General features: G+C 28.1%; 15 protein-coding genes. 14 read left to right on the top strand and 1 reads right to left on the bottom strand.

Going from position 1 to position 13,162, the window contains the following annotated elements:
* Nucleotides 1–48 precede the first annotated feature (48 nt).
* Both holA and VBM86_RS01790 read left to right on the top strand, forming a co-directional pair.
* The gene (holA, locus tag VBM86_RS01795) at nt 49–1,002 is read left to right on the top strand and encodes a DNA polymerase III subunit delta (RefSeq protein WP_323189671.1); all 954 of its coding nucleotides are present in this window, start codon (nt 49–51) and stop codon (nt 1,000–1,002) included.
* Nucleotides 953–2,182: a hypothetical protein gene (locus tag VBM86_RS01790; RefSeq protein ID WP_323189670.1), complete on the top strand. Its 1,230-nt coding sequence runs from the start codon at nt 953–955 to the stop codon at nt 2,180–2,182. Before holA ends, VBM86_RS01790 begins: the two co-directional genes overlap by 50 nt.
* Before the next feature lies 1 nt (nt 2,183).
* On the opposite strand, the gene VBM86_RS01785 is transcribed toward VBM86_RS01790, so the two are convergent.
* Nucleotides 2,184–3,119: a nucleotidyltransferase gene (locus VBM86_RS01785; RefSeq protein ID WP_323189669.1), complete on the bottom strand. Its 936-nt coding sequence runs from the start codon at nt 3,117–3,119 to the stop codon at nt 2,184–2,186.
* A 122-nt stretch (nt 3,120–3,241) separates the two neighbouring features.
* Here VBM86_RS01785 and VBM86_RS01780 point away from each other — a divergent pair, with 122 nt between their 5' ends.
* The 12 genes from VBM86_RS01780 (at nt 3,242) to rplA (ending at nt 13,028) form a co-directional block, all read left to right on the top strand.
* Entirely contained in the window at nt 3,242–3,388 is a 147-nt protein-coding gene (locus VBM86_RS01780) for a hypothetical protein (protein ID WP_323189668.1), read from the top strand.
* A gap of 108 nt (nt 3,389–3,496) precedes the next feature.
* Nucleotides 3,497–3,721, top strand: coding sequence for a hypothetical protein (locus VBM86_RS01775; RefSeq protein ID WP_323189667.1), 225 nt, complete (start codon nt 3,497–3,499; stop codon nt 3,719–3,721).
* Between the two features lie 138 nt (nt 3,722–3,859).
* Nucleotides 3,860–4,060: a 50S ribosomal protein L32 gene (rpmF, locus tag VBM86_RS01770; protein ID WP_257088893.1), complete on the top strand. Its 201-nt coding sequence runs from the start codon at nt 3,860–3,862 to the stop codon at nt 4,058–4,060.
* A 90-nt stretch (nt 4,061–4,150) separates the two neighbouring features.
* Entirely contained in the window at nt 4,151–4,465 is a 315-nt protein-coding gene (locus VBM86_RS01765; RefSeq protein WP_323189666.1) for a hypothetical protein, read from the top strand.
* 30 nt (nt 4,466–4,495) lie between these two features.
* The gene (locus VBM86_RS01760) at nt 4,496–4,753 is read left to right on the top strand and encodes a hypothetical protein (protein WP_323189665.1); all 258 of its coding nucleotides are present in this window, start codon (nt 4,496–4,498) and stop codon (nt 4,751–4,753) included.
* Nucleotides 4,725–5,681 (top strand): Holliday junction branch migration DNA helicase RuvB, encoded by a 957-nt coding sequence (gene ruvB, locus VBM86_RS01755; protein ID WP_323189664.1) that lies wholly within the window; start codon nt 4,725–4,727, stop codon nt 5,679–5,681. The genes VBM86_RS01760 and ruvB overlap by 29 nt, the downstream gene beginning before the upstream one ends.
* Nucleotides 5,682–5,746: 65 nt before the next feature.
* Complete coding sequence (gene secDF, locus VBM86_RS01750) at nt 5,747–8,344, top strand: protein translocase subunit SecDF (RefSeq protein WP_323189663.1); 2,598 nt, start codon at nt 5,747–5,749, stop codon at nt 8,342–8,344.
* Between the two features lie 122 nt (nt 8,345–8,466).
* Nucleotides 8,467–9,732: a GTPase ObgE gene (gene obgE / locus VBM86_RS01745; protein ID WP_323189662.1), complete on the top strand. Its 1,266-nt coding sequence runs from the start codon at nt 8,467–8,469 to the stop codon at nt 9,730–9,732.
* A 73-nt stretch (nt 9,733–9,805) separates the two neighbouring features.
* A complete protein-coding gene (gene tpiA / locus VBM86_RS01740; RefSeq protein ID WP_323189661.1) occupies nt 9,806–10,543 on the top strand; it encodes a triose-phosphate isomerase in 738 nt (245 codons plus the stop codon).
* A 2-nt stretch (nt 10,544–10,545) separates the two neighbouring features.
* Nucleotides 10,546–11,571 (top strand): hypothetical protein, encoded by a 1,026-nt coding sequence (locus VBM86_RS01735; protein WP_323189660.1) that lies wholly within the window; start codon nt 10,546–10,548, stop codon nt 11,569–11,571.
* A 165-nt stretch (nt 11,572–11,736) separates the two neighbouring features.
* Nucleotides 11,737–12,330, top strand: a complete 594-nt coding sequence (gene rplK, locus VBM86_RS01730) for a 50S ribosomal protein L11 (RefSeq protein ID WP_323189659.1) — start codon at nt 11,737–11,739, stop codon at nt 12,328–12,330.
* 2 nt (nt 12,331–12,332) lie between these two features.
* Nucleotides 12,333–13,028 (top strand): 50S ribosomal protein L1, encoded by a 696-nt coding sequence (rplA, locus tag VBM86_RS01725; RefSeq protein WP_257088879.1) that lies wholly within the window; start codon nt 12,333–12,335, stop codon nt 13,026–13,028.
* The last annotated feature ends 134 nt before the right edge of the window (nt 13,029–13,162 follow it).

The raw sequence follows: 13,162 nt of genomic DNA, 5'->3' as shown, positions 1-13,162 counted from the left end.
TGAATATCTTTGTATAATAATTTTAATATTTGAATTTAAAGGAATGATATGAAGCTATATTATGGAACTGATTTAGAATACATTAAGTCAATAATTAAATCTGAGGAAAAAGCTGTTCTTGAAAGAGATGTTTTTATTTTTGACAACAACTCATATTTAAGCTCGTTTGATACATTAAATGAAATTTTGTTAAGCAATGGTTTATTTTCTTCTAAAAAACTAATCATCCTCGAGAATATTAGTTTTAGCAAACCTGCAAAATCTAAAGATAATTCTAAAAATGAGTATTTATTAAATTTATTAAAATCAGTTGATTCAAATATTAGTGTTTATTTAATTTACAAAACAGAAATAATAAATAAAAGAGTTATAAGCGACGATGCATTAAGACTATGCGAAAAACCTAAAAAAATAGATGCATTATTGCCGACACAGCTTGCAGACTATGTTATAAGTGAATTTGCGAGAAATAATATTGTTATAGATAAAACAACTGCATTGGTATTTTTACAAAAATTACCTAATGACTGAAAAATTATTAATAATGAAATTAATAAGTTGTGCTTATTAAACAAAACGATTACAGAAGATATAATTGAACAAACCATTGCACCTTACCCATCAGATGATCCTTTTCAATTTTCTAATGCTATTTCAAGAGATGATTTTCAAGCTATGTATAAGATCTTTGAGCAAAAGAAAAACGAAAACACACCTGTTATATTATTGTTTGCAAACTTTGTTTCAACGTTTACATTAGTAAATAGAATTTACTGATATCAAAGTTTAGGACTTAATATCTCTGAAATTTCACAAGCTTTAAATATGAATGAAAAAAGAGTTTTTGTTCATGTGATGATTTTAAAAAGATTTGGTTTTGATAGAGTGCAAAAAATAATTGAACAATTAGCTAAAACAGATAAATTATTAAAAACTTCAGGAGTTGATTCATATGATATTTTCGAAATGTTTATGATCCAAAATTTCGCCAAAAATAAATAAAACATTTATTTACTTGGATTCTCAAATTGTTAAATCACAAAATATTGAAGTTATTCAAAATTACTATGAGCAATTGCTAAAAGTGATTACTTCAAACATTGATGAAAAATTTGTTATTGTTCTACCTGATTTATATTCTCTATATAACTTTGATTTATTATCATCAAAAACAAATACAGAGCAAATTTTCTTACAGAAAATAGATAATTTGAAAAGTTTTGTTTCTAATTTAAAGAAATTAAATGTTGAAATTCAAGGAATTATTAAGTTTGATAATATAACTTCGTTTGCAGAATTATTGAGCAGACATAATGGTTTCGATGTTCAAAAAAAATTGAATAATGAAACATCACCAGATGAGACAAAGTATGTTGATTTATTGAACACACAAATGATGGATTTAGAATCTCTTGCAAATTCAGATAATCAGTTACATAAAGATTTTGAAAAAATTTACAAGTGACTTGAAATTGAATATGAAATTTCTAGTGTTGTCATTTCAGGTTTATTTGATTTTCTTAATGATAAGCAAAATAATATTCATAAACCTCATATTCAATTAATCAAAAAAGCAATTGACAATTTAGCTGTAACCGTAACTCAGATTACTTTATATGAAAAGTACTACGAAAAAGCTTTAAAAGTATGTAAACTATTCAACAATTATGATGTGTTTACTAAGTTGGATACACATAAAGTAAGAAACATTGGAGACTATGACAAAGTTGTTTTTGCTAAAAATAATTTAAACTTCATATTCGATCCTAATTCATTCATCAATAAGTTTAATGATGTTTTAATTTACAAAACAGAATCATTATCAAACATTTTAAATTTATTGTTAATATCACCTAAATTATTTGGATATCAAATTCCATTTAAGTCATTCAATAACAATGAAAATAATTTAAATTCAATTATTAATTGAGAAGATAGATTTTTTGATTTATTCAACTCTTCAATTTTCAAAAGATACAAGATTCTAAAATACAATCCAAAACTTAAAAAGATTTCTGTCTCTACATTTAAGACTAAAAAGTTAATTTGAAAAAAAATTATGTGCAACAATGTTACACATAATGTAATTATTAATAAAACAAATGGTTATGTAAGAATTAAATTCTTGTTCAAAAAATTTAATAAGAAGAAATTAGAACCTTGAGGGTTTTATATTTATTAAATTAATCTTTTTTAATATTCAAGAATATACTAAGGTATGCTCTTTTTATTCTGCTTGCTGTGTATCTTTTCGATACACATGAATCAATAAATGAGTAATAATCATCATTTAAATTAACTTGTTTTTTAAATAAATTTTCCATACCCTCATCAATCATTTTAATTGAAGCTAATTGTTGAGGTGTTTTTTTATTTACTATTTTCTTAAACTTTTTATAAGTACTTGCAATATCGTTTTTGGGCTTATAAACTAGTCTCATAGGTGTGAACATAGAAACATCTTGATTGTTTTTAATCATACTTCTAATTTTTGAAGCGCTTGCAAAATTAGACATAGTTTCATCTGAATGAAATGGAATTGTTCTTTGGATTGAAATTGCTTTAATATCTAAATTTGAATTAACAATTTCTTTAACATACTCTATTCCTAAAATATCATTAGGTAAAGTTATGCTTACTCCTATTAAATCAGATAAAGCTTGGGAAGCTGCTCTAGGAAATCCTGTTCCATTTTGCTTTAAATAGAACTTAATTTTCTTATTGTATTCATCAATATTATCTTTTATAGTTGTTGCGATTTTATAAAACAAATCAATATCATTTGTTTCAGAACCGAAAACTAAGTATTTTATTTTATGTTTAGCAAGCTGTTTTACAGCATTTGATGCAAAAATATGAGCTGCTTGAATTGATTTTTCATCATTAAACTTAATAACTTTATCAACTCCATATTTTTTTGCTATTTTAGCTCTTTGTCTGAATGATGCAATAGGGAATTCTCCACGTTGAGTGTATTTGTTTGTCATTCCAACAACAATATAAGCATTAGGAATATTTTCTTTAATTCAATTTATTTGATAAATATGACCGTTGTGAAATGGGTTGTATTCAGCCACAATTCCTACAATGTTCTTTTTTCTTGCAATAAAACTTTTCATGAATAAAATTATTATAATATAAATATATGAGTTTTTAGAATGCTAATAAATATAACTACTTATATATGATTTGAAAAATACTTGGTTACTAAATATGTTTAGTAACCTGAAAGGAACATATTATGTTAAGCATTATTAAAGAACTCAAACCAAAATTAGCTAAATTCAACATAGCAATTTTAGTCATTTCTATATTTGTGCTTATTTCAGGTTTTTCATACTTTGTATTTTTAACGGCACTTACAAATTACAAAAAATCAACTACTTAATCAAATGTTGTAATTTCACTTTTAGATTTGAGTGCACTTATGTCTCAATGATGATTAGTAACATTGATACTTATATTTGGAATTCTTAATGTAATTTGCATAGTATTTATGTTAGATATTAGAAAATCTATTTTTGCATTAATTGCAAATAAAAAATTAGATTCAAAATATGCATCACTATTTAGAAAACATATGATTTTACAAATTATAGGTTTCTTATGTGCAGTAATCCTTCCAATCGTTACATCAGTGCTATTGAAAAAAGAATTAATCACACTTGATCAAGTGGTTAAAAAATTAGATTCTTCAACAGAAGTTTCACTTATCAAATAATTAAAAGTAGCTTTGCTACTTATTTTTTTACATTATAAAATATCACTAAAAAATCTAAAAATGGACTATTATTTTTTACCTTTTATACTATAATATAAAAGCTTTTAGACTAGTCAAAATATTAAAAAGGAGGTAACAATGGCCATTGTTCCAAAACGTAAAACGTCAAAACAACGTAAACACAAAAGAAACAGTCATTCAGCATTAGAATTACCTAACCTTGTAAATTGCAAGCAATGTTCAAACAAAATTGAACAACATGTTGTATGTAAATTCTGTGGATTTTATAAAGGTAAAAAAGTACAAGGGTACAAAGCTTTATTAGATCGTAACAACTAATAATTTAATTAAATTTATAAACTAGAACAGGTAACTGTTCTTTTTTTGTTCCTTTTTGAGAGTTTTTACTAAATAAGTGGAGGACAAAAAATGAAATTATATTCAATCGGAGAAATAGTTTATAAAAACAAATCAAACATTATTTTAGAATCAAAAGGAGATGGATACATAGTAACTGTTGCTGACGACAAAAGATGAGAAGTTGGGCAAAAGACAAAACTCTATTTATTTGAATACAGAACAGATTATATGACACACACTTATGGGTTCAAAGAATTTAAGGAAAGGTTATTATTTATAGACCTTATTGGTATAGAAAAAGTAGGGGCTAAAATTGCAATGAGCATTCTTGAAAAAGGATGAGAATATGTAGCTCACTTAATTGTTGATCACAAAGTTGAATAATTAGCATCAATTCCATTTGTTACTGAAAGAATGGCTAACTTAATTTGTTTTGAATTAGGTAACAAATGAGCAAAAATATTAACAAATGGAGATGCTAAAAAAGCTGAAAAATTACAACTGAAAGATGAGTTATATAAATCATTATTAGTTTTAGGATTTACCAAAGGTCAAATTGAAAGTGCAGTTAAAAATGTTAAATTAAATCAATCACTTGAAGATATGGTAGAAGAAAGCATTAAATTTATAGCGACTCAAAAAGATGAAGACAATAGATTTAAGACCGCATAGTTTTGAAAAATTCATTGGTCAAGATAAATTAAAACAAACACTTTTAGCAATGATACAGAGTTCTAAAGTTCAAAATAAGCCTTTAGATCACATTTTATTTTATGGAATGCCTGGTATGGGTAAAACAACTTTAGCAACTATCATAGCTAACCAAAAAGGTACCAAAATTCACTTTGTACAAGGCACAAACATTGAAAAGAAAGCTGATTTAATTAGTGTTTTATCAGTTGTAAATGAAAATGATATTGTGTTTATTGATGAAATTCACAGCATTAATAAAAATGTTGTTGAATTTCTTTATTCTGCAATGGAAGATTTTGTTTTTGACTTAATCATAGGTGTAGATGGAAATTCTAGACCGATCAGAATGAAGTTAAAACCATTCACATTAATTGGAGCAACTACAAAATTAAATGAAATTTCACAACCTCTTAAAGATAGGTTTGGTTACATTGGAAGATTAGTTAATTACACATTAAAAGATATTTGCAAAATCTTAAAAATCACTTGTTCAAAGTTAAATTTAAATTTAGATGACGAACTAATTAAGTACATTGCTTCCTATTCAAGAAATACACCTAGGTTAGCAAATCACTTAATTTATAGAGTTTTAGACTTTGCACTTTCTTCAGAAAAAGGTGAAATTACAAAGCAAATTATTAAGAAAACCTTTAAATATCTTGACCTATATGAATATGGTTTAACAAAGGATCATATTGAATATCTTCAAATTTTAAAAGATGGATTTGAAGAAAAATCAGTTTCATTAGACACTATTGTCGGTTTAACCTTACATAACAAATACGATATAGTCAATGAAATAGAACCAATCTTATTGCTCTTAAAATTAGTGCAAAAAACTTCTAGAGGAAGAAAAATAACGTCTTTAGGAATAGATTATTTACTAAGACAAAACTTGTCAATTTAGTTTTAATTTCTTTTTATCTTATAGATAAAAAATAAAGCATATTTTTGGTAGAATTAATACTAATTATGAAATTAAGAAGCAGAATATCAGGATTTTTTAAGTTAAGCAATTGAAAGAGAATTGTGATAAGCACTATCACAATTATTTCAACAATCTTAGCTATTGTTTTTGGTAGTTTATTTTACATTGGTAAAAATGTAAATAAATCTATTGAGTATGGTGGAGGAATTGAAGTTTTAGTCCAAGTTCAAAAAGATAAAAAGAACGCAGACAATCAACTTACAAATCTTGTTAACACATCGTTATATAACAGACTTAATAGTACCGGTTTAAATGGAATTACAGTTAGTTCTGAAGGTGATGGAAAAATAAGAATCACTAAATCAGGTCAATTAACGGATTCAGAGAGAATTCTTTTCCAAAATGAAATTGTTGATAAACCATTATTGACAATTACTGATGGACAGTTAAGACCATTATTCTATGAAGGTTCATTTAAAGTTGGTGAGCCTATTGGAGTGGATGGTTCTCCTACAGATATACCTGCTTCAAAATGAATTCCACCATTTTTACAAGATTCTGCAACATCACAAGCAAATACATCAAATGGTAAAAACTCAGTTAGTCTAAAACTTAGACCAGATAGTCAAGTTGAATGAACAAAAGCAACTGAATATGTTTCAAGCCAACAAGACAAACGTGTTTTAATGTGATTAAATATTGAAAAATTATTATCAATTGCACAAAATGAGTTCCCTGAAGATTGAGATCAATCAGGACATAATTTATGAAACTTTATTCACGTTACAAACCAAGCTTACTCAATTGATAATTCAACCGGTTACCCTAGAAGAGTTGAAAATGCTTTAAAAGAGTTTGAATTTAATGCAACTGCTTATATGATTTCAAACGCTTCAGTTAATGAACCATTAAATGGTGAAAGCGTACAAATATCAGGTAATTTCACAGCTCAAGAAGCACAACACTTAGCTAACCAAATTAACTTTGGTTTAAGTGATTATGAGTTAGAAGTATTATCAAATGTTTACGTGCAACCCGATTTAAACAATTCATCATTTAACTATGCAATGATTGCTGGAATTGTTATCTTCAGTTTAATTTCAATATTTATGTTAGTTAACTATGGATTACTTGGTGCGTTATCAACAATCTCAATTGCTCTTTATATTTTCTTAACACTACTAATCTTCACAGTATTAAGAGGAGAATATTCACCGGCTACATTAGCTGCCTTGATTATTGGAATTGGTATTAGTGTCGATGCAAACGTTATTACTTTTGAAAGACTAAAACAACAAGTTTACACAGGAGACTCGCTCAAGAAGTCCTTCAGGAATGCTAATAAGCTAAGTATGTCATCAATTATCGATGCAAACGTTACAACTTTAATTGTCGGATTTATCCTATTCTACTTTGGTACAAAAGATGTGAAAGGATTCAGCATTACACTTGTATTATCTGTTTTATGTACATTGTTAATTATGTTGGTCTTTTCAAGATTTTTAGCGTCAATGTTAGTTGGAACAGGTATGTTCAATGACAAGCTTTATATGTTAGGTATTAGAAAAAGATACATTAACCATAAAACTAAGCTTGGTGCAATGATTGAAAACTTTGATTACTTGAAACAATCAAAATGATTTGCACTTGGTTCTGTGGTATTTGTTCTTATTGGATTGATTGTGTTCATTTCACTTTCAGCATCTGAACACAATATTTGAGGAGGATTTAATAAATCACTTGAATTTGCTGGAGGAACAAATATAACTGTTCAACCATCGATTGGTTCTGCTATCACATTAGAAGATGCTGAATCTATTAAAAAAGTAATCGCAGATAATGCTGCAAAATACAATATTGAAAATGTTGACCAAATAGTTTCTTTCTCAAAAGCAAGTGCTTCAGGAAATGAATATGTTGTAATGATTAAAACAAGTCAATCATTATCAGCAGATGTTGTCGAAAAAATTAGAGCTGATATTTTAAGCAATAATGCAAACGTTGAAATTATCAGTTACACAATTTCAACAAGTGAAGCTAACAAATTAGTATTAAATGCAGTTTTAGCTACTGTAATCAGCTTTGTAGGAATTATTGTTTACTTATTATTCAGAATGTCCTGAACTTACTCAATTGCAGCAATTATTGGTTTAGTTCACGACTTCTTAATGGTTATTGCTTTCATTGTAATTACAAGATTACAAGTTTCAACAATCATAGTTGCAGCTATGTTATCAATTTTAGGTTTAAGTATCAATGATACTGTTGTTACATTTGATAAGATACGTGAAACAATTAAAACTAAATTCAATGGAAAAATTCTTAAAAAAGATGATATCAAGTCAATTGTTAACCACTCAATTGCACAAACATTCAAGAGAAGTTTATATACATCTGGAACAACAATTCTAGCTATTTTAGTTCTATTATGCTTTAACAATGCTACAAATATGTCATTTAACATTGTTATGTTATTTGGAATTTCAATTGGAGTTTACTCATCAATCTTCATTTGTTCTTGAGTATGAGCAATGTTAGAAGGTCACAAACAAAGAAAAATTCAAAAGAGAATTGATACAGGTTACTGAAATGTTAACAATCCAGATGAGCAAACATTCGCTGGAGTAAATGATTATCTTTAAAATTTCAAACTCACAAACGTGAGTTTGTTTTTTTAACAAAAACAAATGCATTTGCATAACTTAATTATATTTTTAGAATATAATTACATTAATTTGAATTAATTACCATAAAGGAGGAAAATATGGCTAAATTTATAGATGAAGTTTATGTATCAATTCAAGCTGGACGTGGTGGAAATGGTATGGTTTCATTCCGTAGAGAGGCACACGTTGATAAAGGTGGTCCAGACGGTGGAGATGGAGGAAGAGGAGGAAATGTTTACTTTGTAGGTGACTTAGGTAAAAATACTCTTTTAACTTTCTACCAAAACAAACGTATTGTTGCAAAAGATGGAGTTAAAGGTGGTCCTAAAAACCTTTATGGAGCCAATGCAGAAGACACATACGTTAAGGTGCCTGTTGGAACATTGGTTTATGATGGTAAACGTTTAGTTGCTGATATTATTGAACCACATAAGCCATATTTAATAGCTTCTGGTGGTAAAGGTGGTAGAGGTAACACTAAATTCAAAACGGCTAAAAATACAGCTCCAAGAATTTCTGAAAATGGATTACCTGGGGAAAAATTTGAAGCACACATTGTGTTAAAAATTCTTTCAGATGTTGGTGTTGTAGGTAAGCCATCGGCAGGAAAGTCAACATTCTTAAATGCTGTTTCAAATGCAAAAGCTAAAGTTGCTGAATACGAATTCACAACTCTTGTGCCACAATTAGGAATGGTTAAATATTTTGACGATTCATTTACAGTTGCCGACTTACCTGGATTAATCAAAGGTGCTGCATTAGGTAAAGGTTTAGGAATTCAATTCTTAAAACACATTGAACGTTGCAGAGTTATAGCTCACATTATTGACTTTGGTTCAGAAGAAAAAAATCCTATTGAAGATTATGAAGTTATTAACAATGAACTTAAGTCATACAATTTAAAATTAGAGCAAAAGCCACAATTAGTAATTGCTAACAAAGAAGATTTACCAGCTTTCAAAACACACTTAAAAGAATTCAAAGCTAAATATCCGGATGTTGAAGTTGTTTCAATTTCTGCAATCAAACGTGAAAACTTAGAAGAAGTTAAAGCTAAATTATGAGACTTAATTATCAATAACAAAGCTCAACCAATTGAAGAAAAAGAAGAAGAGGAAAAAGTTATTGAGTATGAACCTGATTTTGTCGTTACAAATCCATATCACGGATACTACGAAGTTTCAGGTAAAAAAGTTGAAGAATTATACAACCGTATTCCAATCAACACATTTGACAACCTTGTTAGATTTAACAATATCTTAAAGAAAATGGGTGTTTGAGAAGAGTTAATTAGAAAAGGTGTTAAATATGGTGACACTGTTTCTATTTACGGTTTCCAATTTGAATGAACAGATGAAGAGTAATCAATAATTTAATTATTGATTTCTTTTTATTTTCTTTAAATAAAATAAAATAAAATAAATAAAAGAGGTAAATATGAAAGATTTTTTAATAATCGGAAACTGAAAAATGAATAAAACTTATACTCAAACATTGAGTTATTTAGATGATTTAGTTTTATCGTTCAAAGAATTAAACATTCCTAAAAGCATTAAAGTCGGAATTGCAGCGCCTTATCCAAGTTTACCTGCATTCACAAGCGCTATAAGTAAATTTGTACTACCAGTTGCTCAAAATATGTCTATTCATCAATTCGGTGCATTCACAGGTGAAGTTAGTGCTCTTATGCTAAATGATTTAAACGTTAGATACGTTATTTTGGGACACAACGAAAGAAGATTACATCACTTTGAAACTAACGAAAGAGTTAATGTTAAGGCTAAAATTGCTATTGAACACGGGATTACACCTTTAATTTGTGTTGGTGAAAGTTTAGAAGATTATAAAAACAATAAAACTAAAGAAATTATTAAGCAACAAGTTTTAGAAACAACTAAAGGTCTTGATTTAGATAAATTCATCATTGCTTATGAGCCGATTTGAGCTACAGGAACAGGTCATTCAGCCACTCCTGAATTTGCTAATGAAATTTGTGGCTTCATTTCGCAATTGCTAGATAACAAAGTTATTGTTCAATATGGAGGAAGTGTTACAAGTCAAAATATTGAACAATTATGCGCACAACCAAATATCAATGGATTTTTAGTTGGTAAGGCATCATTGCAATTAGATAACTTTATCGAAGTAATTAAGCATTCTTTAAAAACTAGGTAAAAATGAATAAGAAAATAGAAATATACATTGACTTCGAAGCAATAGATAGAAGACACGCTCTTATTTATGATGAATTAAAGACATCGAAGTTTCATTCAATTCCATTTGCATACACAATTGGGAAATATCCAAATAATGATAAAAACCAAGAAATGCAAATAAAAACAAATGTTATTAACTTTAGAAATTACGACAAAAAAGAATACTTCAAAAAATTCAGAATTAAATTGTTAGCTGATATAGCTAAATTAAATGGAATGAAGGTCAAAGATTTAACTGTTAATAATATTAATGAGAAGTTTGTGTTTTATGGCTGAAATCCCGTTTTAGAAAATACAATCATAAAAACAGTTTTAGGCAACCAAACAATTTGTCATAATGCAAATATTTTTAAGGATAAATTTACATCTAAACAAGAAATTTCATTAAAGTGAATGTCTAAAGGTTATGAAGATAAAAGCTACTTTAAAAATACAATAGAAATTCTTAAGAAAAAATCAATTCGCAAGATTACTGATGAGTCAGATCCTGGCTTAATTGCCTCTTTAGTTGGTTTCGCTCTTTTTGAAGCACAATATAAGAAAAAGAATAAGAATTTTCTTAATAATGCAGAAATCACAACAATATTAAATGAATTAAGAATTTATAATTCAGATGATATTCAGCGAATTGATTTTATTTACAAAAATTCAAAAACTCTTAATCATAGGATAAAAGCTAAAAATGTAATAACAACTGAATTAAAATCATTTGATAAAAAAAGAATGCAGACACTCAATAAAATTAATTTATTTAGACAAATTGATAACATTGTAATACTTGATAAAATTTCTAAATCAATTGCAAATGAGGACTTGTTAGAAATTCTTAAGAAAAACTTAAGATGACTTGAGAAAGCAATTGAATTAGTTAATGAAGCAGAATTTAATGGAGAAAACATTAAAAAATATTTAGAACGTCTATCAGATGATTATGAAAATCTTTCTAAAAAAACACAGAATCTAAGAGATAAAATTAAAAACATTTAAGCCATACACACAGTGCTAAAAGTCTAAAAATCAATCACATTAAAATCATTATCAAAAATGATTTTTTTTATTATAATAAAAAAGCAATATACACAATATTGCCAAATTAATGTGGGAGATATAAGAAATATCGTTTGACCACCATATCGAAAGGATACAGAGTTTATGGCAAAAAAAGAAATTCAACGTATTGCTAAGTTGCAATTCCCTGCTGGTAAAGCTAAACCAGGTCCAGCTCTTGCTGGAGTTGGTGTTAACATGCCAGAATTTACAAAAGCTTTTAACGATGCTACAAGAGATAGAGGGGACGAACCAGTTCCAGTACAAATTACAGTTTACAAAGACAAATCATTCGAATTCAAATTATTCACAGCTCCTGCTTCATACAAAATTAAGCAAGCTGCAAAAATTCAATCAGGTGCTTCAAACGCTAAAACAACAATCGTTGCTACAATCTCAAAAGACCAATTAAGAGAAATCGCTGAATACAAATTACCTGACTTAAACACAGATGATGTTTACGCTGCTATGGCTACAATTGCTGGTACAGCTAAACAAATGGGTGTTTTAGTTGAAGGATACGACGACATTTTTAAAGCTAAAAAAGAAGCTGCTGCTGCAGCTAAAGCAGAAGCAAAAGCTGAAGCTAGAGAAGCTGAATTAAACAAAGAAGCTGAAGAACTTGTTGCAACAAAAGGTGAAAGAATCGAAGTTAACGTTATTTCACACGAACACAACGAAGAAGAAGGAGCAGAATAATTATGGCTAAAAGAGTTTCTAAAAATTTAAAAGCTGCTAGAGCTGCATTTGACAGAACAGTTGCTTACGATTTAGCTGAAGCTATTGAGCTTGCTAAAAAAACTTCTTACGCAAAATTTGATGCTTCAATCGATTTAGCTTTCAACTTAAACTTAGATGTTCGTAAAGCAGACCAACAATTACGTGGGGCTGTATTACTTCCAAACGGAACAGGTAAATCAATCAGAGTTTTAGTAGCTACAAACAATGTTGAAAAACAAAAAGCTGCACAAGAAGCTGGTGCAGATATTGTTGTTGATGCACAAGCATTAGAACAAAGAATTAAAGAAGATCAATTTGATTTCGATGTTATGGTAGCTGACCCAGCTATGATGCCTTTATTAGGAAAATATGGTAAAAAATTAGGGCCTAAAGGTCTTATGCCAAACCCTAAAACAGGTACAGTTACTCCAACACCTGAAAAAGCTGTTGAAGAACTTAAAAAAGGTAAAGCTAACTACCGTACAGACAAAGCTGGTATTGTACACTCATTAATCGGAAAAGCAAGTATGTCAACTGAAGCATTAGTAGAAAATGCACAAACATTAATCTCATTAATTAAAAGATTAAAACCTGCAGCTGTTAAAGGGACATATATGTTAAACTTAACAGTTTCAGCGTCAATGGGACCAAGTGTTAAAATTAAAATTGAAAAATAGTTAATTTATAAGTCATAGGGCAACCTATGATTTTTTTATTCCTATGTGCAAGGGAAATAAAAAATGAATGAAACTTTTTTAATAAACTAGGACAAGTTTTATAGACAATTTATAAAAAACTCAAAGCATCTCAA

Origin of the sequence: Mycoplasma sp. 21DD0573 (assembly GCF_034863425.1) — a bacterium.
GTDB lineage: Bacteria > Bacillota_I > Bacilli_A > Mycoplasmatales > Metamycoplasmataceae > Mycoplasmopsis.
Note: the sequence above shows the minus strand (reverse complement) of the source record. Positions and strands in the feature narration are given on the sequence as shown.